This is a genomic window from Lactococcus taiwanensis (assembly GCF_017068355.1).
GTDB lineage: Bacteria > Bacillota > Bacilli > Lactobacillales > Streptococcaceae > Lactococcus > Lactococcus taiwanensis.
Genome location: NZ_CP070872.1, coordinates 1,344,721 through 1,369,387, shown reverse-complemented (window position 1 = coordinate 1,369,387; position 24,667 = coordinate 1,344,721). Strand labels below are relative to the sequence as shown.

Sequence of the window (24,667 nt, the reverse complement as noted above, 5' to 3'; positions counted from 1 at the left end):
TTTACTGACAGGGCTGTCAGTGAATTTTGAAGATGCTTGATGAAACTTAGGGCTTCGTCAGAGAGTAAGGTAATTGATCGGCCGTATAACGATGTGGGTGAGGAACGATACCGAGTTCGAAACTGAGCGTTCCTCCGCTCAAAAGTTGTTGGTGTTTAATAAAAGTAGTGCTGACCGGTTCGTCATCATATGTGATTGCATTGACAAACATTTGCTGTGTTGCGTTAGGAGTTGCAAGGACGGTCAAGCTCTGACCAGAGGATAACTTGATTGTGGCTTTATCCCAGAGGGGAATACCAAGAACGTATTGACCAGAAGCAGCCGTGACTGGATAGAATCCTAAACTTGAAAAAATATACCAAGCTGCCATGGTTCCATTATCTTCGTCACCAGGATAGCCCTTCGGACTATCATTAAATGTTTCTGTCAGTAAATTTTTGATTAAAGGCGTAGCCATCCAAGGTTTACCAATGTAGCTAAAAAGGTATGGGTAATGGAAACTTGGTTGATTTGAGATAGCCACTTGTCCAAATTCGATAGCAGCCATTTCACTCATTTCGTGAATTTCAAAACCGTATCCTTCAACATTGAAATTTGGTCGTTGGTTGCAAAGCTCGATGAGTTTGTTTTCAAAATTTTCTTTTGAACCATGTAGTTTAATCAATCCAGCAAAATCATGAAGAACTGACCAAGAAGTCTGCCAAGCAGAACCTTCTGCATAATCACGACCCCAACGAATATCTAAAAAGTCAGGTCTGAAATTTCCGTCAGCATCTTTTGCTCGCATAAAACCAGTTTCAGAATCAAAAATATTTTGATAGTTTTTTGCGTGATGGGCATAGAAGTCTGAAGTTTCTTTGTCACCGGTTTGTTTCGCCACTTGCGAAATACAATAATCAGAAAATGCGTAATCTAAAGTGTGATTAACAGATTCATGGTGAGTGAGCGGAACATAACCAAGTTTTAGATAATCTTTGGTTCCACGACGGCCGTAATTAGCGTTTTCAGATTGACTTGTGGCTCCTTTTTTCATTGCTTCCAAAAACTCGGGCATCAAATCAGGTCGAATGTTTTTACTTGCAGCATCAGCAATGACGGCGTCTATCAAGGTTCCAGGCATTAGACCGCGTTCATCAGGAGAAAGCCATTTTGGAAGAAAACCAGTCGCACGATAAGAATTTAGGAAGCCTTCGAGCATATCACCGTACTCGTCAACGGCTATTAGACTATAAAGCGGATAGACTGTTCGAAAAGTATCCCAGAAGCCATTGTTTGTATAGAGCGGGCCTTTTTTGACTGTTTTAGAGCTGGTATCGTAATGGATTTTTTGATGCTCTTGGTCAAATTCATAAAAAGTTTGTGGAAAGAGAAATGAGCGATAAAGATTGTGATAGAAAGTGGAAACATCTTGTTGATTATGATGCTCAATTTCGATACGTGAAAAAAGGTTATTCCAAGCAGATTCAGCATTTTCCAGATATGTTTCTGCTGAATTATCTTGTTCACGCTCCAGATTAAGAGCGGCTTGTTCCTTGGAAATAAAAGAAGTAGCAAAATGGATTTGGACCTGCTTTGCTGCTTTGAAATCTAAGCGAACAGAAGAATCTTCATCAGATAAATTTCCACTTAAAACAAAAGGTTGGTCAGCAGTAAATTTGAGATAAAAAGTAAAATTTTCATCTTCACAACCAGCAAAATTAATAATTGAAAGCTCTAAGCTGTAATCGTCAAGTTGTTGAAGTTCATAAGAACCGGGGAGATGAAGCATCAAGCCATTATCTTTGAGGCCTAAATTTTGATAATTCATTGATAGAATTCCACCATACATTGATGGAATTAACTGAGATGTAATCTGATAACGTAATTGAGTAATTTTGAGTTGCGTTGGATTAAAAGTTGATTCTTCTGGACGGTATGAACTTACTGTGTGCCACAAGGAAGTTTCAGGCAAAGGACCCGCAACAGGCGTCATTGTCAAATGTGAGAAATCTCCCATCCAAGGACTGGGTTGGTGAGTGATTCGGTAGCCTTCAAAGGTGCGGTCTTCTGGATGAAACCACCAAGCCCCACGAGCAGCACCGGTTGAAGGGGCAAAATAATTCATTCCCCAAGGAAAACCAGTGTAAGGAAGGCAATTCCCATGTGAAAAAGTGGATTGGTTAGCAGTACCATGACGGGTATCAATTTTGTTTATCTTCATTTCAACTCCTCAGTTGTTTTTCTTTTAATTAAATTGATTGGAACTTTGACATCTTTTGGGGTTTGCCCGCTTTTAATCCAGTCTAAAAGCAGTTCGCCAGCGATTCTTCCCATGCCAATAAAATCTTGAGCAATGGTTGTTAATGGCGGATTTGATAGGCTTGCCGCTTGAATATCATCAAAACCTATAATTGATATATCATTTGGAACAGAAAAATGGCTATCTTGTAAAGTCTTCATAGTTTGAAGAGCGACTAAGTCATTTTCACAGATAAGTCCTGTGACTTTTTCATTATGAATGAGTTCCAAAACAGAACTTTCGGTGTAAAGTGAGTCATCAAGCGTAGTATGAAACTTGATTCCTTGTTCTTTTAAAACTTTGACATAGCCTAAGTATCGATTTCTTGTTGTTTGGGGATGATGGGTATCATTACTAGCCACAAAAGCAATTCGTTTATGCCCTAAGTTTAAGAGCGCTTGAGCGGCTTGCTCACCTCCATTAAAGTTATCTGAGGAAACACAAGGAAATCCGAGGTCGTAAATTTGTTTATCTAAAAGAACGACAGGAAAGCTTTGTAGTGAAAGTTCTAATAAGATATCTAAATAATCTTCCGTATACATTGGATAGTAAATTAAACCGTCAAAATTTTCTTTAATATCCTCCGCTGTATTTTCTTTAAGATAGCTTGCATATGTGATAAATACGGTTGTGTTTTCAACTTTTAAAGCAGGAACTAAACCTTGCGTGAAATCTCCAAATGACATTCCTTCAAAAGGAATAATGAAGAGCACTCTTTTTAATAGTTTGGTATGGTTTTTATTTAATTCTTGAACAAAAGTTCCTTTTCCTCGTGTTCTACTGACAAGCCCAAGTTGTTCTAATTCAGTAAGCGCTCGTTTTGCGGTAATGCGACTCACTGAATAAGTCTCTGAGAGTTCTTTTTCAGTGGGGAGCTGGTCTCCTGATTTAAATGTTTTAGCGATAATTTTTTCCTTTAAATCATTGGAAATCTGCTGATAGAGTGGTAAGCTCATAGAAATATCCCTTTGTATTTTATTTGATATATCATATTCTACTCTTTTCTTATAAAAAAACAAGTATTTGGATGAGAATGTGCCATAAAAAGCGTCATATGAGAAAAAATATTCAGAAAAAATAAATAAAAGTGACAAAATTAACCCTAACTTAATAAAAAAGCGCTTGCAAAACAAAATAAATTATATTAAAATAGCCTTAAATGATATATCAAATGAATTTAAAAGGAGATGCAGTGAAAGCAAATATTTCAAAATCTGTTGAAAAGTTTATGAATGACATAACAATTCTTTGTGGAGAAGAACATAAAGAGTGGGCCCTAAACTTTAATCATTCTTTCTCAAACACACTTGAAACTACTTTAAGAGTGCATGATGATAGGACTACCTTTCTTTTAACAGGTGATATTCCAGCAATGTGGTTACGAGATTCGACAGCTCAAATGAGACCTTATTTGGTACTTGCACGTGAAGATGAAGAAATTCGTGATTTGATTGTTGGTTTAGTAAAAAAACAAATGATATATATTAATCTGGATCCTTATGCTAATGCTTTCAACGAAAGTGAAAACTTTGCTGGGCATCAGACAGACCATACCAACTTTAATGAACACAAAGGCTGGATTTGGGAAAGAAAGTATGAGATTGACTCCCTTTGTTATCCTATTCAACTCGCTTACTTAGTTTATAAAAATACAGGTTATACCAAACATTTTGATGAAGAATTTATCAAAGCAGTCAAAAACACCTTGAATGTCTTTAAAACAGAACAAAATCATGAAACTTCTCCCTACCATTTTGTTCGAGATACTGAGCGACATGAAGATACTTTAATAAGAGATGGAAAAGGAGCCAAGACAGCCTACACTGGCATGACTTGGTCAGGATTTAGACCAAGTGATGATGCTTGTGAGTATGGTTATTTGGTTCCGTCAAATATGTTTGCTGTCGTTATTTTGGATTATATCAAAGAAATTTTTACAGAGCTTCTATCTAATGAAGAAATTGCAAATGAAGCAAAGATGCTTAGAGATGAAATTCAAGAGGGACTTGAGAAATTTGCCAAAACTAAAAATCAACAAGGCGAAGAAGTTTGGGCTTATGATGTTGATGGACTTGGAAACAAAAGTTTAATGGATGATAGCAATGTTCCCAATCTGATTGCAGCTCCTTATTTGGGATTTTGCCAGGCTGAAGATGAAGTTTATTTGAAAACACGACAAACTTTATTGAGTAAAGAAAATCCTTATTACTATGAAGGAAAATATGCACGAGGAATTGGTTCGAGTCATACCCCCGAAAATTATGTTTGGCCAATTGCCTTAGCAATGGAAGGAATGACTACAAATGATAAGAGCGAAAAAGAACGAATCTTAAATCATTTGGTCGAAACAGACGCTGGAACACATTTGATGCATGAAGGATTTGATGTCAATAATCCACAAAATTACACTAGAGAATGGTTTAGCTGGGCTAATATGATGTTTTGTGAGTTAGTCATGGATTATTTTGATATCCGAATTAAAAAATAAGTTAATGAGATTAGTTTTAGAAAGATAGAGCTTTATGAAAAAGAAAACGGTACATATCATCTCTCACAGTCATTGGGATCGAGAATGGTATATGGCTTATGAAGAACATCATATGCGTTTAGTCAATTTAGTGGATGATTTACTTGATTTATTCAAGAAAGATCCTGAGTTTGATAGCTTTCATTTGGATGGACAAACGATTATTTTAGATGACTATTTGCAAGTACGTCCCGAGCGTCGTGAGGAAGTACAAGCAGCGATTTCAGCTGGAAAACTGAGAATCGGTCCATTTTATATCTTACAAGATGATTTCCTCATTAGTTCTGAATCAAACGTTCGTAATATGCTTGTTGGGCGTAAAGAATCGGAGCGTTGGGGTGCTCCCGTTGAGTTGGGGTATTTCCCTGATACTTTTGGGAATATGGGGCAAACGCCACAAATGATGAAAGGGGCAGGGCTTAGCGCTGCAGCTTTTGGTCGAGGAGTGAAGCCCATCGGGTTTGATAACCAAGTTTTGGAACAATCAGAGGAAGCTTATAGTTCTCAATTTTCAGAAATGTGGTGGGAAGGTCCTGATGGGACAAAAATTCTTGGAATTCTATTTGCCAATTGGTATTCAAATGGAAATGAAATTCCTGCTGAAAAAGCAGCAGCACTTGAATTTTGGAATCAAAAATTAGCAGATGTTGAAAAATTTGCTTCGACCTCACATCTCTTAATGATGAATGGCGTGGATCATCAGCCTGTTCAGAAAGATTTGAGCAAAGCGATTCGCTTGGCAAATGAACTTTTCCCAGATTATGAATTTGTTCATTCTAATTGGCCAACTTATTTAGAAGCTGTAAGGTCAGATTTGCCTGAAAACTTATCTACGGTAACAGGGGAACTAACCTCACAGGAAACTGATGGCTGGTACACTTTAGCAAATACGGCTTCGAGTCGAGTTTATCTCAAACAATGGAATACAAAAGTTGAGCGTCAGTTAGAAAATATTACAGAACCTCTTGCCAGTTTAGCTTATCGGGTGACAGGGGAGTATCCGCATGATAAATTGACTTATGCTTGGAAAACTTTGATGCAAAATCATCCACATGATAGTATCTGTGGTTGCTCTGTTGACGAAGTTCATCGTGAAATGATGACACGTTTTGAAAAAGCGAATGAAGTAGGAAAATATCTTGCTGAGGATGCATTATTTGAACTCGCTAAAGTGATTGACTTTGAAGGCCAACATCCTTTTGTCGTTTTTAATACAGCTGGACATTCTAAAACAGGTGAGGCTGAAGTTGAAGTAGTTCTTGAGCGTAAATTATTTAAAGAAGGAATTCCTGAAAAGCTTTATGATGAACTTAAGGCACAGCCTAAGTCAACTTATAAAGTAATCAATCGTGAAGGTCAAGAAGTCCCAGCTGAAATCAGTGAAGAAGAAGTCTTATTTGATTATGATTTACCGAAAGATCGTTTCCGAGTTCCTTACATGAAACGATTTGTGAAAGTGAAACTATTTTTAAATGAAATGAGTGCTTTTTCTTGGGAAAGTTTTGATTTGGTACTTACTGACGATGTTGACAGCTTTGCTGACAGTTCTGTCAGTAACAATGAAAGTATGATTTCTGGTCAAACTATTGAAAATGAAAGTTTGAAACTGACCGTTAATCATAATGGAACATTGAGTATTTTTGATAAGTCGCTCAATAAAGTTTTTAAAGACTTGCTTGTCTTTGAAGACACTGGTGATATTGGAAATGAATATATCTATTTCCAACCTAAAAATACCCAACCAATTCTTTCTACTGACAGTCCTGTTGAGTTTTCAATCATTACTGACAGAGCAGAAATTGCCGAAGTTCAGCTTAAACAAGTGCTGATGATTCCTGAATCTGCTGACGAATTATTGGATGAGGAACAAAAAAAGGTTTTGGAATTCCGCTATCGACATGCTGGTCGTTCAGATAAACTTTTGCCTTTAGAGGTAACAAGCAAAATCACTGTACGTAAAAATTCAAAAAAAGTTGATTTTGAAACAAGTATTGATAATCAAATGAAAGATCACAGACTTCGTGTGCTGTTCCCTGCGGGATTAACAAGCGAAAATCACGAAGCTGACAGTATTTATGAAGTGGTGACAAGACCTAATGTTATGCCTGAAACTTGGGAAAATCCAACAAATCCTCAGCATCAGCAAGCTTTCGTCAATTTTCATAATGAAGAATATGGTTTAACTGTTGGTAATTTTGGTTTAAATGAATATGAAATTACTGACAGCTCTGTCATTGCATTGACCTTGCTTAGAGGGGTTGGAGAACTTGGTGATTGGGGTTACTTCCCGACACCAGAGGCTCAAACTTTAGGGCGTCATACTTTTAACTATAGTTTAGAATTTCATGGACCGGCTTGTGAACGTTATGAAACTTATCAACATGCTTATGTTGCACAAGTTCCATTTTCAACGGTAGAACTGACAAATCCGTCAGCAGAAAAAACTTTACCGTCAGCTGGGAAAATAGTAGAAATTGATACTGATAAATTTGCTATCACGGCATTGAAACGTCGCGAATCAGATAATGGTCTAGTTTTACGAGGCTACAATATGTCTGGTCAGTCATTAAGTTTAGCGCTTGAAGAAGAAGCGAACTTACTTAATTTACTCGAAGATGAAATTGAAGCAGACGCACCCACACAAATTGCAGCTCACGAAATCCGGACTTTATTGATTAAGGAGAAAAATCAATGAAAAAATTTTTTCGGAATATTTGGCGCTATAAAGCACTGATCATTATGGCTCTGCCGGGTGCAATTTGGATGATCTTCTTCTTTTATATTCCAGTATTTGCAAATGTGGTGGCTTTTAAAGATTTTCATATTGACCCAGACGGATTTTTGGCCAGTTTGACCAATAGTCCTTGGGTAGGATTTAAAAACTTTGAATTCCTCTTTTCTTCCGGTGCTGCTTTTGACATCACAAGAAATACGGTGCTTTATAATGTTGGGTTTATTACACTGAACTTGATTATTTCTATTGCGTTTGCAATTATCATGAGTGAATTACGGAATAAAAAGTTGGTAAAAGTGTATCAAACGATGTCACTTCTTCCTTATTTCCTTTCATGGGTTGTTATTTCTTACTTTGTTTATGCCTTCTTGGCACCAGGAAACAAAGGAATTTTCAACCAAATGATTATGCATAATGGAGGAATGCCAGTCAATTGGTATCAAGAACCAAAATATTGGGTCTTCATCATCCTCTTCATTGGTGTTTGGAAGGGAATTGGTTATAATTCGATTATTTACTTTGCAACAGTAATGGGAATTAACCCAACCTACTATGAAGCAGCAATGGTCGATGGCGCAACAAAATGGCAACAGATTAAAAATATTACCATTCCTCAAGTTGTTCCACTGATGACGATTTTGACAATCTTAGCCGTTGGAAATATTTTCCGTGCTGACTTTGGTCTTTTCTATAATGTTCCACGACAATCAGGTGCTTTGACACCAGTAACGCAAGTCCTTGATACCTATATCTATAATGGCTTGGCTAACACTGGTGACTTAGGAATGGCAACGGCAGCAGCGCTTTATCAATCAGTAGTAGGATTTATTCTTCTAATGATTACAAACTTCTTTGCTCGCAGACTTGATAGTGATTCAGCATTATTCTAAGAAAGGAGGAAGCTAGTAGGTCAAGCCTTTTATCAAACTTGAAAGCTAATAATATATGAAAAAGAAAAAAATAGCCTCATTATCTGTTCGAGGATTTAATCGTCCAGTTAACTTTGTTTTTAATATCGTCATTGCACTTTTTGCAATCTCTTGTGTCTTACCTTTCCTCTTTGTCTTAGCCATTTCGCTGACAAAAGAATCGGCGTTGCAACAATTCGGTTATAGCTTTTGGCCACGAGAATGGAGCTTTTATGCTTATACCTTCTTATTTGACCAAATGAAAGATAAAATGTTGCAATCATTGTTTGTCACAGTACTTGTTACGGTTCTAGGGACTGCAATTAATTCTACAGCAACTTCACTTTATGCTTATGCGATTTCTAGAAATAACTTTCCTTTCCGTCGATTCTTCACTATCTTTTGTTTAATCACAATGTTATTCTCACCTGGGATGATTGCGAATTACTTGGTCATGACTAATCTTTTGCAATTGAAAGACACAATTTGGGCTTTGATTTTGCCAATGGCTGTCTCGCCATTTAACATCATTGTGATGAGAACTTTCTTTAAACGTTCCGTTCCAGATTCAATTATTGAATCTGCCCGAATTGACGGAGCAAGTGAACTTAGAATTTTCACTCAAATTGTTCTTCCCTTAGCGGTACCTGGGATTGCAACCATTTCCCTCTTTGCAGCCTTAGGTTATTGGAATGACTGGTTTAATGCCCTTCTTTATATCTCAAATGATAAATTGATTCCATTGCAATATTTGCTGATGAAAGTTCAAAACAACTTACAATTCTTAACACAAAATGCAGGGGCAGGCTCACAGATTGCCGGTGGTTTAGCGGCTCTCCCTGGTGAATCAGCACGTATGGCAATTGTTATCATTTCAACTTTACCAATTGCAATTAGTTATCCATTCTTCCAACGTTATTTTGTCAAAGGTTTAACCATTGGTGGCGTAAAAGAATAAGAAGGCTCTGCTTATTTAGCAGAGTAAATTTAGACGCTTAAAGAAAGCGCAAACATTAATAAAGTTAAAAAATTTGGGGAAACCCTAAAGGAGTATACTCTAATGAAAAATTATCAAAAAGTTGCACTTGGTACCGTCTCAGTGCTTGCAGCCTTTACACTTGTGGCTTGTGGTTCATCTGCGAAGTCAAAAAGTAGTACGGGTGAAACAACTTTACACATGTACCAGATTGGTGATAAGCCAGACAATTACAAAGAATTGATGGCTAACGCTAACAAAATTCTTGAGAAAAAAGCTGGTGTGAAATTGGATATTAGTTACATTGGATGGGGAGATTACGCTCAAAAAATGAACGTCATCGTTTCATCTGGTGAAGCTTATGACATTGCTTTTGCGCAAGATTATGCCACAAATGCTGCGAAAGGTGCCTATGCTGATTTGACTGATTTAGTCCCTAAATATGCTAAAACGGCTTATAATGAGCTTAATCCAGCTTATATTGAAGGAAATAAAATCAATGGAAAACTTTATGGATATCCTGTAAATGGGAATATCTATGCGCAACAAGTAATTACCTTTAACAAGCAATATTTGGATAAATACAACTTATCTATTGACGGCGTTGATTCGTTTGCCTCTGCTGAAAAAGTGATTGAAGAATTCCATAAAAAAGATCCTAATGTTGCAGCTTTTGCAGTGGGTCAGGGTTATAAGACGCCAGCCAATGTTGATTACGTCCTCGGTAACAGTCTACCATTTGCAGTGGATACGACAGGCGACGGTAAAAAGATTCAGAACGTTTATGATATTCCTGCCTATGTTGATAGCTTAAAAACAATGCATGATTATTATAAAAAAGGTTTGATTCCTGCTGATGCTGCAACTTCCAGTACAGCTTTTGATTTGAACTCAAATAACTGGTTCGCACGTGTTGAAACACAGGGTCCTTACGATTATGGCGATACTATTTTGACTCAAGCGGCTGGACAACCCCTTGTATCAAAAGCAGTAACTAATCCTTTAATTACAACTGACCAAGCTCGCATGGCTAACTTTGTCGTTTCAAATACATCTAAACATAAAGAAGAGGCAGTAAAAGCACTAGGAGTAATTAATAGTGATGCTGATCTTTTAAATGGTTTAGTTTATGGGGTTGAAGGAAAACAATGGGAAAAAACGGGTGACAAGAAAATTAAATTGCTTCCTTCATACAGTGAAGGGGTAAAACATATGGCTGCTTGGAATACAGGAAATAATGCCATTCTTTATACGACTGATGCGGTTACCAATGAAATGATTACTCAACGTGACCAATCAATCAAAGATGCAAAAGTTTCTCCACTACTTGGCTTCACCTTTGATCAAACAAAAGTGAAATCTGAAATTTCTAACTTATCAAATGTGATGAGTCAATATTTGGATCAATTGAATACAGGTTCTGTAGATCCAACCCAAACTTTACCAAAACTCAAAGCAGAGTTGAAAAAAGCAGGTTACGATAAAGTTCAAAAAGAAATGCAAAGTCAATATAATGCTTATCTAAAAAATAAATAAGAGGTAAACAAATCCAAGATTTCCTTTCTAAATTCATTTTGAAACTAGTTTGGAGATCTTATTTTATTGGAATTATTATGAAAATTAGCATTTATTAGGTTAATGAGCTGAGACTCTGAGAGAAGGTACTGAAAAGTTTAATGTAAGCCCTAACATTTAATTGGAAAAGTGTTATAATGAAGTAATAAAAGTTAGAAAGTTATAGAAAAATGATTGGAAAAGCACTAGAAGAATTCTTTATTCGAATTTGGGTCGTTGTTAAATTGACCTTGATATTTTGGCTCTTAGCGCTCACAGGGCTGTTTGTTTTAGGACTTGGTCCTGCCTTTAAAGTGGTAACAGAGTTGTATTTGGAACATGGTTTTGACTATAAGTCAATCTCAGTGAAACAGGCTTATCAAATTTTCAAGCGAAACTTTTTAAGAGCAAATATCATTTTTTGGCTCTATACGTCTTTGAGTCTTTTGCTCGCTTATAATTTATATCTTTCAGTACAAATCCAAGGTTTACTTTTCTTGGTGATCGATTTCATTCTATTCTTTGGGTTAACTTACCTTATGACCGCTTTTGAATATACAATGATTTTTGATAGTCAATTTGAAATTAGTTTTGGAAACTTATTAAAAATGAGCTTTATTTCAAATTTTATTAGCTTTAAAACCTATCTAAAACTTTTATTTGGGATTGTCCTTATCTTTGTTTTGACTTGGCAATTTAAAGGCATGATTCTTTTTGGTTTGATTGGTCTCTTACAAGTTTATTCTTTAAGTGTGACAAAAACTTGGCGTTTGAAAGTTGAAGAACAGTTAGCAGAGTAAAAATGAAGAGTTATTGAGAGGAGTAGAAAATGGAATTAAAATTCCAAGAAAATTTTTTGTGGGGAGCAGCAACGAGTGGCCCACAAACCGAAGGACGTTTTAAAAAGCAGCATGACAATGTTTTTGATTATGATTTTGACCATTATCAAGAACGTTTTTGGGGCGGGATTGGACCTGATACAACCAGTAATTTTTTCAATGACTTTCGAGAAGATATAAAATTAATGAAGGCTGCTGGTCTAAAATCAATAAGGACAAGTATTCAATGGTCGCGTTTGATAGATGATTTAGAAAAGAATACGGTCAATGAAAAAGCGGTTGATTTCTATAACGCTGTAATTAATGAATTTATAGCGCAAGGGATTCGTCCGATGATTAATTTAAATCATTTTGACCTACCAGTTGAACTTTTAAAAACATATGGAGGCTGGGAAAGTCGTCATGTTGTTGATTTATATGCAGGTTTTGCAGCAAAATGTTTTGCTGAATTCAGCGACCGAGTGAGTGATTGGTTTACTTTTAATGAGCCTATGGTTGTCGTTGAGTGTGCTTATCTATTAGGTTTCCATTATCCTGATATGGTTGATGGAAAAAAAGCTGTTCAAGTGGCTTATCATTTGCAACTCGCCTCATCTCTTGCGATTGAACAATACCGAAAAATCAATAAAAATCCTGAAGGACGAATTGGAATCATTTTAAATTTGACTCCGTCCTATCCAGCAACTGAAAAAATCGAAGATTTAAAAGCAGCAGAAATAGCAGACCTTTGGCAAAATCGTCTCTTTTTAGATGCATCAATAAAGGGAGAATTTCCAGAAGAATTAGTCAGCCTTTTACAAGAAGAAAATGTCTTGTGGCAGTCGGAAGCAGAAGATTTGAAACGAATTAAGGAAAATAAAGTGGACCTTTTGGGGGTTAATTACTACCATCCGAGCCGAGTGCAGGAACCTGAATATTCTAGTGATAGTTTGGCTCAAGATTGGCGTCCCGACAAATATTACGCATCATTCAATAAACGTGGGGTGCGGATGAATGCTGACAGAGGTTGGGAGATACATCCACAAACCATTTACGAAATTGCCAAGCGAATTCAAGAAGATTATGGGAATGTTCCTTGGTTTATTTCTGAAAATGGGATGGGCGTAGAAAATGAAGAGCGTTTCAAAGATGAAGAGGGCCAAATCCAAGATGATTATCGAATTATTTTTACAACAGAACATCTTTTTTGGCTCCATAAAGCGATTCAAGAAGGCTCCAATTGTTTTGGTTACCATGTTTGGACACCAATTGATTGCTGGAGTTGGCGTAATTCATACAAAAATCGTTATGGTTTGATTAGTTTGAATATCCATACCCAAGTGAAAACTTTAAAAAAATCAGCTTATTGGTATAAAAATTTAACAGACTCATCACTTTTACAAGTTCCAGATTCGATTTTAGAAAAAGACAATCAATGATTTCTGTTAAAATATAAGAAAATTTGGAGGAGAAATATGTCATTATTAACAATAGATATTGGTGGAACAAGCATTAAATATGCAAGATTTGCTGACGGAAAATTAGGAGAAGAAGGTGCTTTCGGAACTCCTGATAATCTGGATCAATTTTATCAATCACTGACAGCAGTCGTTGAACAATTTAAGGAAAATTCTGATGTTTGTGGTGTTGCTATTAGTTCCCCAGGAGCAGTAAATAAAGCGACTGGCGTCATTGAAGGAGCAAGTGCTTTGCCTTATATTCATGATTTTGATATTCATGCTGAATTAGAAAAACGATTTGGTTTACCTGTTTCTATCGAAAATGATGCCAATTGTGCGGCGCTTGCCGAAGTGAAATTTGGTGCGGCAAAAGGTTTGTCTGATGTTTTGCTCCTTGTGCTTGGAACAGGTGTTGGCGGTTCTGTTGTTATGAATGGGAAAGTTCATCATGGAAAACATCTTTTTGGCGGTGAATTTGGCTTTATGCTCATGGATGATGAACATTCGTTTTCAACATTAGGAACAACGATTAGAATGGCTGAGCGTTATAATAAACGCACAGGAGAAGCTCTTGATGCCATTGAAATCTTTGAAAAAGCCTTTAATGGTGATGAAATAGCTAATGAAGAAAAAGATATTTTTCTATACAATGTTGCAAAAGGAATTTTTAATCTGACTTATTCTTTTGATCCAGAATTAGTGATTATTGGAGGAGGAGTTTCACAAGCTGAATGGTTAATTCCAGAACTACAAAAACAACTTCAAAAAATCATGGGAATTATTGAAGTAGCGACTTTTATGCCAGAAATTGTAACTTGTGAATTCAGAAATTCTGCCAACTTAATTGGTGCAGCGGTAGATTTTTCACAAACTTACGCAAATAAGACTGACAAATAAGCTAGAAGTTTTCTGTCAGTAATATTTTTTACTGACAGAAAATTCCTTCACTCATACTATACGAAATAAAACATAAAAAGTAACAAATTATAGGAAAAAATTATGACAAATCATTATGGCTCAATCGAAGCAGGCGGAACAAAATTTGTACTTGCGATTGGTGATGAGCAGTTTAACATTTTAAAAACAAATCAAATTCCAACGACCAGTCCCGAAGAAACAATTACTAGAACCATTGAATTTTTTAAGGAGAATCCTGTTAAATCATTGGCAGTTGGTTCTTTTGGGCCTATTGACATCAAGCCTGAAAGTGCAACTTATGGCTATATAACAACCACGCCAAAAGCGGGTTGGGCAAATGTTGATTTATTAGGAAAACTCAAAGCCGCACTTGATATTCCGATGGTTTTCACTACCGATGTCAATAGCTCGGCTTACGGTGAGATGATTGTGACTGGCGGAAAATCATTGGTTTATTTCACAATCGGAACAGGAATTGGTGGAGGAGCCGTACAAGATGGGAAATTTATTGGAGGATTTTCTCATGCAGAAATGGGTCATCAATATGTGAAGCGTCATCCAGACGACCTTAATTTTGCAGGCGTTTGTCCATTTCATGGTGATTGTCTAGAAGGAGTGGCAGCCGGTCCTTCCCTTGAAGCCCGCTTAGGAATTCGTGGAGAAGAAATTCCAGCTGACAGCAAAGTTTGGGATATTCAAGCTTTCTACATTGCGCAAATCGCCGTTAATACAACCTTAGCACTTGCACCTGAGAAAATTGTTTTTGGTGGTGGCGTTATGACTCAAACGCACATGATTGAGCGCGTGCGCAAAGAATTCACAAAATTAATGGCAGGTTATGTCCACGTGCCCTATTTACTGACAGATTATATTATGACGCCGTCAGTCGCCAATAATGGTTCGGCAACGATTGGAAACTTTGCTTTGGCAAAAGAATTAGATGAAAAAAATTACTGACAGCTCTGTCAGTAGTTTTTCATTTTCGTCAGTAAAAATAAATGTAATCACTATCATATGATTTTTCTAAAATTTATTTTATTTATTCACAACTATCTCTGCAAAAAACAATAAATTATGATAGAATAAATCTAATAAAATAATTGAACAAAAGTTCGAACTTTCCAACAGGAATTCGGACTTTTGCACCTTATTAGAGGAGGGTCCCTTGTCCGACACTACACTTGAAAAAATCATTGTACTCGACTATGGTTCACAATACAATCAACTTATTGCGCGTCGTATCCGAGAAATCGGTGTTTTCTCAGAACTCATGAGTCACAAAGTGACAGCCAAAGAAATTCGTGAGATTAATCCAATCGGTATTATTCTTTCAGGCGGTCCAAATTCAGTTTATGATGAAGGTTCATTCGATATTGATCCTGAAATCTTTGAACTTGGTTTGCCAGTTCTTGGTATTTGCTACGGCATGCAGTTGATGAGCTACAAGCTCGGCGGTATGGTAGAAGCAGCAGGTGAACGCGAATACGGTGTTGCCCCACTTCAACTCACTGAAAAATCAGCATTGTTTGCAGGAACTCCCGAAGTTCAAGATGTTTTGATGAGCCACGGTGACCGTGTAACAGCTATTCCTGAAGGTTTCCACGTTGTCGGAACTTCACCAAACAGTCCTTTTGCTGCTGTTGAAAATACAGAACGCAACTTGTACGGTATTCAATTCCACCCAGAAGTACGTCACTCTGTCCATGGCACTGACATGCTTAGAAACTTTGCGCTTAATATTTGTGGAGCAAAAGGGAACTGGTCAATGGAGAACTTCATTGATATGCAGGTCAAAGCAATTCGTGAAAAAGTTGGTGATAAAAAAGTTCTTCTTGGACTTTCAGGTGGTGTTGATTCATCAGTTGTAGGTGTACTTTTACAACGTGCTATCGGTGACCAATTGACATCAATCTTTGTTGACCACGGTTTCCTTCGTAAAGGCGAAGCTGACCAAGTCATGGAAACATTGGGCGGGAAATTCGGTCTTAATATCATCAAAGTAGATGCTCAAAAACGCTTCATGGACAAACTTGTTGGACTTTCAGACCCAGAAACAAAACGTAAAATTATCGGTAACGAATTTGTTTATGTTTTTGATGATGAAGCAAACAAATTAGAAGGTGTTGACTTCCTTGCCCAAGGAACACTTTACACCGACGTCATTGAATCAGGAACAGATACAGCTCAAACAATCAAATCACACCATAACGTTGGTGGCCTTCCTGAAGATATGCAATTCCAATTGATTGAACCATTGAACACCCTCTTTAAAGATGAAGTTCGTGCGCTTGGAACACAACTTGGAATGCCTGATGAAATCGTTTGGCGACAACCTTTCCCTGGACCAGGACTTGCCATTCGTGTCCTTGGTGATTTAACAGAAGAAAAACTAGAAACTGTTCGTGAATCAGATGCAATTCTTCGTGAAGAAATTGCTGCTGCAGGCCTTGAACGTGATGTTTGGCAATATTTCACAGTAAATACAGATGTGAAATCAGTCGGTGTCATGGGAGACCAACGAACATATGACTATACATTAGCTATTCGTGCCATCACTTCAATTGATGGAATGACAGCTGACTTTGCCCAACTTCCTTGGGATCTTCTCCAAAAAATCTCAAAACGCATCGTTAATGAGGTGGACCACGTCAACCGTATCGTCTACGATATTACGAGCAAACCACCAGCAACTGTTGAGTGGCAATAGACCAACACATGCAAAAATAATAATATTTAACAAAACAGCGAAGCCAATGGTTTCGTTGTTTTTTAATCCTTAATTTTATATAGCTTAGGTAAAATATTTAGACAAAAAGTTTAGTCTATGCTATAATTGATGTTATTAAAAGATAGTTCAAGCTACATCAAGTATTGAAAACAAAGAAATTAGTAAGGAAAGTCATGATTTATATCAACAACTTGAGTGTTCAGTACATCAATAATATGGCATTAAGTCATATAAATTTGCAAATAAGGTCCGGAAGGATTACAGGCATCATCGGTCCCAACGGAGCTGGAAAATCCTCTCTGTTGAAGGCAGTGCTAAATATTATCCCCCATACGGGCGAGACGTTTGTAGATAAGAAGGAGGTAAAAAAGTTATTAAAAAATATTGCTTACGTAGAGCAGAAAAGCAACATTGATTTTACTTTTCCCATCACTGTTAGGGAATGTGTAGCCCTCGGTACATATAGCAGTCTAAAACTTTTCCAAAAACTTGGCAAAGATGAATGGAGCAAAGTTGATGAAGCGCTTGAAAAAGTCAATTTGAGTGACTTTAAAGCGCGACAGATTGGTAGTTTATCTGGAGGTCAATTTCAAAGAGTACTCATCGCCAGATGTTTAGTTCAAGAAGCAGACTACATATTTTTAGATGAACCTTTTGTTGGGATTGATTCGGTTAGTGAAACAATCATTATGGATATTTTACAACATTTAAAGGCACAGGGAAAAACAATTCTCATTGTACACCATGACTTAAGCAGGGTTCGAACCTATTTTGATGACTTGATTATTCTAAACAAGAAGTTAATTTCGGCAGGGGCAGTTGCTCAAGTTTTTACAAGTGAGAACTTGAAAAAAGCTTATGGAGACAATATTTTTATCGGAGAAGCGCACTGATATGATACAAAACTTTATTAATGGTTTATACGAATTTCATTTTTTACAAAACGCTCTAATTACAGCAATTATGATTGGTATTGTATCTGGTGCGGTGGGTTGTTTTATTATTCTGAGAGGGATGTCTCTAATGGGAGATGCAATATCACATGCTGTATTGCCAGGCGTAGCGCTTTCTTATCTCTTAGGAATCAACTTTTTTATTGGGGCTATCTTTTTTGGACTGCTATCGTCAGTTGTCATTACTTTCATAAAAAACAATAGCACAATTAAAGGGGACACAGCGATAGGCATTACTTTTAGTTCCTTTTTAGCTTTAGGAGTAATCCTGATTGGTGTAGCCAATAGTTCAACAGATTTATTCCATATTTTATTCGGCAATATTTTGGCTGTACAGGATTTGGATAAATGGCTAACACTTGGCGTATCAACATTAGTATTAGCTCTTATCCTACTTTTCTTTAAAGAGTTATTAATTACCTCTTTTGACCCTACCATGGCAAAAGCAATCGGCATGAATGTAAGCTTTTATCATTATCTTTTGATGATTTTATTAACACTTGTTTCAGTGACTGCTATGCAAAGTGTTGGTACGATCTTGATCGTCGCTCTACTCATTACACCTGCAGCAACAGCTTATCTTTATACTAACAGTTTAAAGCGGATGATGATTCTTTCTTCCACACTTGGAGCCATTTCATCAGTTCTTGGCCTATTTATTGGATACTCCTTTAATATTGCTGCTGGATCGAGTATCGTCTTAACTTCTGCAGTCCTATTTGTTGGTGGCTTTTTAACCTCACCTAAACAAGATTTTATAAGAAAGTGGATTAAAAAAAGTGATAACCAGACGTAAAAAATTTCTCCTTATAATAATGATCCTTTGTCCAATCGTTCTGTTAGCGGCTTGCGCAGCTTCTAAAGATAATCAGCCGGACAAAGCTAGTAAACAGTTAGAGGTGGTTGTAACAAACTCTATTCTAGCAGACATGACACGAACAATCGCACAAGATAAGATTAACCTCCATAGTATCGTTCCAGTTGGAAAAGATCCACATGAATATCAACCCTTGCCTGAAGATATTCAAAAAACCTCTCGTGCAGATTTAATTTTCTACAACGGGTTAAATCTTGAAACAGGAGGAAATGCTTGGTTTACAAAATTAGTAAAAAATGCCAAGAAGAAAGAAAATAAAGATTATTTTTCTGTAAGTAATGGCGTCGAAAAGATTTTTCTTCAGGGCGAAAAAGCTGAAGGAAAAGTAGATCCACACGCCTGGCTCAGTTTAGAAAATGGAATTATCTATGCGCAAAATATTGAAAAAGAACTTTCAAAAAAGGACCCGCAACATCAACTTTTTTATCAAGAAAACCTAAAAAACTATGTAGACCAACTCCACCAACTTGATAAAAAAGCGAAAAAAAAGTTTTCGACTATCCCTGAAAATAGGAGGATGATCGTAACAAGTGAAGGCTGCTTCAAGTATTTTTCCAAAGCCTATAATATTGCTTCAGACTATATCTGGGAGATTAATACGGAAGAAGAAGGAACGCCCGAGCAACTAAAAAAATTGATAAGAAAATTAAGAGGGACCTCATTACGTGCACTCTTTGTAGAAAGTAGTGTTGATCGGCGTCCCATGAAGATGGTCTCTAAAGAGACTTCAATCCCTATCTATTCTACGATTTTCACAGATTCAATCGCTCAAAAAGGGCAGAATGGAGATAGCTACTATCGAATGATGGAGTGGAATATTGATAAAATCTATGAAGGATTGACTCAGCAAAATGATTAAAAAATACCACCGAATAAGCGAGGTATTTTTTTCTTTTTTCTTCAATGATGAGAATTGAGAAGACAAGCTTTTTATAATAACCCTAATCCGACGAGAATAAAAATAGTCAGGAATAAAATATTTAGAAAGGTAAAGTAGAGTAAAAATTTTATTGGAGAGGAGGCTCTAGCATACAACTGATATTGTCGAAAAGCTAACAAATTAGCAAGCGAAGCCACAAGTGTTCCAAGCCCCCCGATGGTTACCCCTAAATAAATAGGAGTGAAGTGACCAGTAAACTTTGATAGTAAAACTGCAGCTGGAACATTGCTGATGAGTTGACTAGCTCCTATAGAGGTAAAGAAGATGGAGGTTTCACCCTGCATAAGGTCAGTAATAAAATTATGGATAATAGGTATTCTACTTAGCGCACCAACAATTATAAAAAAATTAAGAAAAGTAAGGATAATACCATAGTCGACCTCTTTGTATATGTGCTTATTTATAAAAAATGCACAGCCAAGACTGGCAAGAAGGGAACACCAAATAGGGAGAAAATTTAGGAGGCCTAAAAGAACGACAAAAGTAGTTAGACCAAGTAAATAAAACTCTCTTTTTTTTATGGTGAAACGCTCTTGACTTAGCTGGCTTATCAGTACTTTTGAATAGAAAAACGAACTAAAGAATAAAGTTAACAGACTGATAAAACCTATGGGCAAGGAATGCATAAAGAAATCAAACAATTTTAAATGATAAAAAGAAACTAAATACAAATTTTGGGGGTTACCAAAAGGGGTAATGGCGCTGCCTAAATTTGCATAAATCGTGGTCAAGCTAATCAAGGAAATTATCGGGAGCTTGACTTTACGGTTGATATTAAAAATGATTGGAATTAGTGTTAAAATTGCAACATCATTTGTAAAAAACATTGAGCCAAAGAAGGAGAGCAAAAGAACAACTAAAACAATTTGTCTCAAATTTTTGCACTTTTCAATGATAAATCCAGCAAAAAATTTTAAAATTCCTAGAACTTCAAAGATTGAAATAAGAATAATTAAACTCAGTAAAGCCATTAAAGTTTTTACATCAATGTCAGAAGTTTTAACTGTCCCAAAGCTCAATGAAAGTAAAGCTAAAATCGCAGTAAATAAAAAAGTTTTATCTGTAAAAATTCGCTTGATAATCTGAGCCATTCTGCCTCCACCTTTAATTTTATTTAGCTTATTTTATCATAAAGAGGTGTTTTTGTATTCTATTGTCTTCGTGAAATTTAGAAAAGTGATTAATTAAAAAGTCAAAGCACAACTTCCGGTTGCTTTGACTTTTATTTATGGTTTGTTGGCAAATTAATGAGAAATAATGCCAAAAAGACAATTAATATTCCCAGGCGTTGTAATCCCAAAAATGAGACATTGAGCAACAAAGTAGAAATTAAAATCGCGGTTACTGGTTCAAGCATTCCGAGCATCCCTACGACGTGGGGTTCAGTATATTTTAAACTGTTAATATAGAGAGAATAGGCTAAAAGTGTACCGATAATAACAATTAAAAGAATTAATAACAGATCAATTTGATCAATGTTTGTTGGCATAACAGTTAAGGGATGAAAGAAATTAGAAATAATTCCTCCGATCAATAAGGCCCACGCGACAACGTTTAAGGCAGAATGATCTCTGAGGAGGGGACAAGGGATTAGCGTATAGGCACAGACCCCGAGTGCTGATAAAAGTCCCCAAATAAGTGCGGAAGCTGAAAAACTAAGTTTACCTAAATTACCGTTGGTTACTAAAAGGAAGACCCCTATTAAAGAAAGGAAAATCGCAATAATATCGAGTCGTCTTGGGAGGGTTTTACTCTTGATAGCTAAAATTACAATGATGATCGAAGGACCTAAGGATTGGAGAATAGTAGCAATCGCGGCATTTCCATAAAATACAGATAATAAAAAAGAGGTTTGAGCAAATAGCACACCCAAAATGCCAAAAGCGATAATTCTTAAACTGGATTTAAAAGAATACCAAACACTGAAAATATTGTTTTTAGTAACTCCTAAACCGCAGAGTAAGATTAGACCAGAAAAAAGCATGCGAATTGTAACTAGCCATCCTGGTTGGATAGCACACCGTTTGAACAGAATACCTGCAAGGATGCTGCTTATACCAAAAAAAGCAGCACCCAACGAAGCATAGGCTACTCCCTTAAATTTATACATAAAATCTCCCCAAATTATTCTTCTTGTATCTCATCCCTACTCCTTATTAAATATTATATAAAAAATACAGGTGAGAGTAAAATATTCACTGGAAAGTGCATAAAAAAATACTAATTATTCGAATTAGTATTTTGAGAGTTATTTCTGGGGAAGTGGAAATCAATCTTCTATCCCATAAATTTCAACTTTATAGCCTGTAATTGTTAGTCCAGTGGCTTGTTGAGCAGCTTCTATCAGTGGCCGGAAATCAAAATTATCGACATTAATGATTTCACCTGTCGTTTTGTTAACGACATGATAATGAGGATCTCCGTAGTAGTCGTATCTTCGCTTAGAGCCGTCGTTAATGGCGATGACTAGCTCACTCTCTATCAGTTTTTCTAGTGTATTGTAGACTGTCGCTAAACTGATATTATCTAGATCTTCGTGGATTTGTTCAGCTGTAGGGTGAGTTTGATGTGATATCAAATAGTCTAAGACTATAAGTCGTTGAGAGGTTGCCTTCAGGCCATGTTCTTGTAATAATGCTTTTAAATCTTGCTCCAAAGTCCACTCACCTCTCTTTCTATACTGATTTTATTATAACATCTCACCCAACGCATTTCAATGACTTGACTTTTCTTTAGAATCATTCTAAAATATAACTTAGAATGATTCTAAAGGCAGGGTAGAGTTTGAAAAAGAAGAAAAGAAGCTTGATACAAAAAAATAATATTATAAGAGCTGCAATCATGGGAGCAAATGATGGAATAATTTCTATTGCTGGGATAGTTATAGGAGTTTCTGGAGCCACCTCACATATAGGCACCATATTGTTAGCAGGTTTTGCTGGGACTTTGGCTGGGACTGTTAGTATGGCGATGGGCGAATACGTTTCTGTAAGTTCTCAACGTGATGCTCAGGAAAAAATAATACACGAACAAAAGCTTGCTCTGGCAACGAGCTATCAACAGGAATTTGATTTTGTGTACCATAAATATTGTGCCTCAGGGATATCGGCTACTTTAGCGTATCGAGCAACGGATGAGATGATGAAAAAAGATGCCTTAAGTACGACTGTGCGCGAGCGCCATGGTTTCACAATTGGACAAGAACTGAGTGCAAAAAGTGCTGCGATTGCCTCAATGCTTTCTTTTCCTACCGGTGCATTACTTCCAATGTTAGCGATTGCCCTACTTCCAAGAGAGCTAAGTACAATGGCAACTTTTTGTGCAGTACTTATAGCCCTAGGGTTTACTGGCTATGCTGCAGCTTATTTAAACGGTGCTGATAAAAAACATGCGACATTGAGAAATATTGTTGCGGGGGTATTAACAATGCTTGTGACTTATGCAGTAGGCATACTATTTAAACAAGGAGGGCTATAATGAAAAAGCAAGGGATGACGATAGATGAAAAATTAAATAGTGTACGTGCTGGTGTTTTAGGTTCTAACGATGGCATCTTAACAGTTGTAGGCGTTCTTTTCTCAGTGTCTGCTGCCTCGGGAAGTCATTTTGCGCTCTTAATTGCTTGTTTGGCTAATCTCATCTCTGGTGCTTTTTCTATGGCTTCCGGGGAATATGCTAGTGTGAGTGCTCAATCCGATAGTGAAAAGGTCGTCGTGGCACAGGAAAAAAGATTGCTCAAAAAAAATTTCAATAAAGAAAAAGAAGTGGTTAAAGATTTTTATATTGAAAAAGGAATCAGTCCAGAAACTTCTAGTAAAATTGCCAATGAATTACTCGAACTTAGGCCCCTTGAGACCGTGCTGGCTGTAAAATATGATATTACCTTAGGACATTATATGAATCCATGGCAAGCTGCTTGGTCCTCTCTTTTTTCTTTTACAATTGGAGGACTCTTCCCTTTTGCGACGCTCCTTTTGGTAAAAGGAATATGGCAATTCCCAGCGACAATACTTGCAACAGTGCTTGCGATGGCTCTTACGGGAATGATTAGTGCAAAGCTGTCAGATGGACTACTTATTAAGGCGATTATTAGAAATATCATAATTGGTTTAATCACAATTTTCTTCCATTATTTTATTGGGCGTATTTTTGGGTAAGCTTTTTCAGCTTCAACCAAGGTCTTTTGGTATAATAATAAGTATGTGATGTAGCTAAAAGGAGGTGACAGATTGAATGAATGAAGCAATGGAAATGATTGAAGCATTTTGGGATGATTTTTCTACAGATTATGATGCTATTCAGGAAGAGAGCTTAGTAGACATTCCAGAGCATGTGAAGAAATTTCTGGCTCAAGAAGGACTCCTGCCTTGTGATAATCTGTTGGATTTGGCTGGGGGGACTGGTAAATATATTCCCGCACTCTCCTCTTTGACAAAAGACTATCATCTGGTCGATCTGTCTCAGCAAATGTTAAAATTTGCTCGGAATAAAAAATGTTATTCAGAAAAAATGACGCTTATTCATCAGGAGCAAAGGCAATTTTTGGAACAAACCAGTGAGAATACTTATGATTTGGTTTTCACAGCGATGAATCCCGCATTAGATGATAAAGAGTTGTTGCTTGAAATGAATCGTATTAGTAAAAAATACGTTGGAATTTTGCGGATGACATTTGATGAGGATAATCTTTTTAGTCAAGTGGAACAACTTTATTTCTCCTCACAAGAACAAGCAAGTGGAACTCTGACGGCTAATTATAAAGAATGGCTCAAGCAATTGGGTTGGACTTTTAAAAGTAAAACCTTCAGATTTTTACTCTCAGAAAAGGTAAGTGCGAAATTATTTTCAGATTATTTTTCAGATGAACTTTCGAGTGAAGATTTGAATCGCTTGCTTTCGCTATTTTTTGGTGAAAAAGAAGATTATGAAATGCAACGATTAGTATTATTTGAATTGATTTATTGGGAGAAACACTAGCTAAACCTAGTGCTTTTTT

Annotated in this window: 21 protein-coding genes; 16 read left to right on the top strand and 5 right to left on the bottom strand. The window is 36.6% G+C overall.

What is annotated here, in order from left to right; translation table 11 throughout:
• Positions 1–46 precede the first annotated feature (46 nt).
• Positions 47–2,200 (bottom strand): GH92 family glycosyl hydrolase, encoded by a 2,154-nt coding sequence (locus tag JW886_RS06750; RefSeq protein WP_205871644.1) that lies wholly within the window; start codon positions 2,198–2,200, stop codon positions 47–49.
• The gene (locus JW886_RS06745) at positions 2,197–3,234 is read right to left on the bottom strand and encodes a GntR family transcriptional regulator (RefSeq protein ID WP_205871643.1); all 1,038 of its coding nucleotides are present in this window, start codon (positions 3,232–3,234) and stop codon (positions 2,197–2,199) included. Before JW886_RS06745 ends, JW886_RS06750 begins: the two co-directional genes overlap by 4 nt.
• A gap of 215 nt (positions 3,235–3,449) precedes the next feature.
• On the opposite strand from JW886_RS06745, the gene JW886_RS06740 reads away from it, so the two are divergent.
• The 13 genes from JW886_RS06740 (at position 3,450) to JW886_RS06680 (ending at position 19,590) form a co-directional block, all read left to right on the top strand.
• On the top strand, positions 3,450–4,766 hold the full coding sequence (locus tag JW886_RS06740) for a glycoside hydrolase family 125 protein (RefSeq protein ID WP_205871642.1): 1,317 nt from the start codon (positions 3,450–3,452) through the stop codon (positions 4,764–4,766).
• Positions 4,767–4,800: 34 nt separating this feature from the next.
• Positions 4,801–7,500, top strand: a complete 2,700-nt coding sequence (locus JW886_RS06735) for an alpha-mannosidase (protein WP_205871641.1) — start codon at positions 4,801–4,803, stop codon at positions 7,498–7,500.
• Positions 7,497–8,429, top strand: coding sequence for an ABC transporter permease (locus JW886_RS06730; RefSeq protein ID WP_003130089.1), 933 nt, complete (start codon positions 7,497–7,499; stop codon positions 8,427–8,429). The genes JW886_RS06735 and JW886_RS06730 overlap by 4 nt, the downstream gene beginning before the upstream one ends.
• A gap of 55 nt (positions 8,430–8,484) precedes the next feature.
• Positions 8,485–9,405 (top strand): carbohydrate ABC transporter permease, encoded by a 921-nt coding sequence (locus tag JW886_RS06725; RefSeq protein ID WP_003130090.1) that lies wholly within the window; start codon positions 8,485–8,487, stop codon positions 9,403–9,405.
• Between the two features lie 102 nt (positions 9,406–9,507).
• Entirely contained in the window at positions 9,508–10,959 is a 1,452-nt protein-coding gene (locus JW886_RS06720; RefSeq protein WP_205871640.1) for an ABC transporter substrate-binding protein, read from the top strand.
• 209 nt (positions 10,960–11,168) lie between these two features.
• Positions 11,169–11,777: a YesL family protein gene (locus JW886_RS06715; protein ID WP_205871639.1), complete on the top strand. Its 609-nt coding sequence runs from the start codon at positions 11,169–11,171 to the stop codon at positions 11,775–11,777.
• Between the two features lie 29 nt (positions 11,778–11,806).
• The gene (locus tag JW886_RS06710; protein ID WP_205871638.1) at positions 11,807–13,234 is read left to right on the top strand and encodes a glycoside hydrolase family 1 protein; all 1,428 of its coding nucleotides are present in this window, start codon (positions 11,807–11,809) and stop codon (positions 13,232–13,234) included.
• 36 nt (positions 13,235–13,270) lie between these two features.
• Positions 13,271–14,152, top strand: a complete 882-nt coding sequence (locus tag JW886_RS06705; RefSeq protein WP_012898104.1) for an ROK family protein — start codon at positions 13,271–13,273, stop codon at positions 14,150–14,152.
• A gap of 102 nt (positions 14,153–14,254) precedes the next feature.
• Positions 14,255–15,130, top strand: a complete 876-nt coding sequence (gene scrK / locus JW886_RS06700) for a fructokinase ScrK (protein ID WP_205871637.1) — start codon at positions 14,255–14,257, stop codon at positions 15,128–15,130.
• A 208-nt stretch (positions 15,131–15,338) separates the two neighbouring features.
• Positions 15,339–16,880, top strand: coding sequence for a glutamine-hydrolyzing GMP synthase (gene guaA, locus JW886_RS06695; protein WP_200407239.1), 1,542 nt, complete (start codon positions 15,339–15,341; stop codon positions 16,878–16,880).
• A gap of 194 nt (positions 16,881–17,074) precedes the next feature.
• Positions 17,075–17,794, top strand: coding sequence for a metal ABC transporter ATP-binding protein (locus JW886_RS06690; RefSeq protein WP_205871636.1), 720 nt, complete (start codon positions 17,075–17,077; stop codon positions 17,792–17,794).
• 1 nt (position 17,795) lies between these two features.
• Entirely contained in the window at positions 17,796–18,650 is an 855-nt protein-coding gene (locus JW886_RS06685) for a metal ABC transporter permease (RefSeq protein ID WP_205871635.1), read from the top strand.
• Complete coding sequence (locus tag JW886_RS06680) at positions 18,634–19,590, top strand: metal ABC transporter substrate-binding lipoprotein (RefSeq protein WP_420844219.1); 957 nt, start codon at positions 18,634–18,636, stop codon at positions 19,588–19,590. The genes JW886_RS06685 and JW886_RS06680 overlap by 17 nt, the downstream gene beginning before the upstream one ends.
• Positions 19,591–19,661: 71 nt before the next feature.
• On the opposite strand, the gene JW886_RS06675 is transcribed toward JW886_RS06680, so the two are convergent.
• The 3 genes from JW886_RS06675 to JW886_RS06665 form a co-directional block, all read right to left on the bottom strand.
• Entirely contained in the window at positions 19,662–20,762 is a 1,101-nt protein-coding gene (locus JW886_RS06675; RefSeq protein WP_205871633.1) for an SLC13 family permease, read from the bottom strand.
• Between the two features lie 131 nt (positions 20,763–20,893).
• Positions 20,894–21,781, bottom strand: coding sequence for a DMT family transporter (locus tag JW886_RS06670; RefSeq protein ID WP_205871632.1), 888 nt, complete (start codon positions 21,779–21,781; stop codon positions 20,894–20,896).
• Between the two features lie 159 nt (positions 21,782–21,940).
• Positions 21,941–22,327, bottom strand: a complete 387-nt coding sequence (locus JW886_RS06665) for a Fur family transcriptional regulator (protein WP_205871631.1) — start codon at positions 22,325–22,327, stop codon at positions 21,941–21,943.
• Between the two features lie 185 nt (positions 22,328–22,512).
• On the opposite strand from JW886_RS06665, the gene JW886_RS06660 reads away from it, so the two are divergent.
• The 3 genes from JW886_RS06660 to JW886_RS06650 all read left to right on the top strand — a co-directional run bounded on the left by JW886_RS06660 (position 22,513) and on the right by JW886_RS06650 (position 24,648).
• Complete coding sequence (locus tag JW886_RS06660; RefSeq protein ID WP_205871630.1) at positions 22,513–23,148, top strand: VIT1/CCC1 transporter family protein; 636 nt, start codon at positions 22,513–22,515, stop codon at positions 23,146–23,148.
• The gene (locus JW886_RS06655; protein WP_075525526.1) at positions 23,148–23,828 is read left to right on the top strand and encodes a VIT1/CCC1 transporter family protein; all 681 of its coding nucleotides are present in this window, start codon (positions 23,148–23,150) and stop codon (positions 23,826–23,828) included. Before JW886_RS06660 ends, JW886_RS06655 begins: the two co-directional genes overlap by 1 nt.
• A gap of 76 nt (positions 23,829–23,904) precedes the next feature.
• The gene (locus JW886_RS06650) at positions 23,905–24,648 is read left to right on the top strand and encodes a methyltransferase domain-containing protein (protein WP_205871629.1); all 744 of its coding nucleotides are present in this window, start codon (positions 23,905–23,907) and stop codon (positions 24,646–24,648) included.
• The last annotated feature ends 19 nt before the right edge of the window (positions 24,649–24,667 follow it).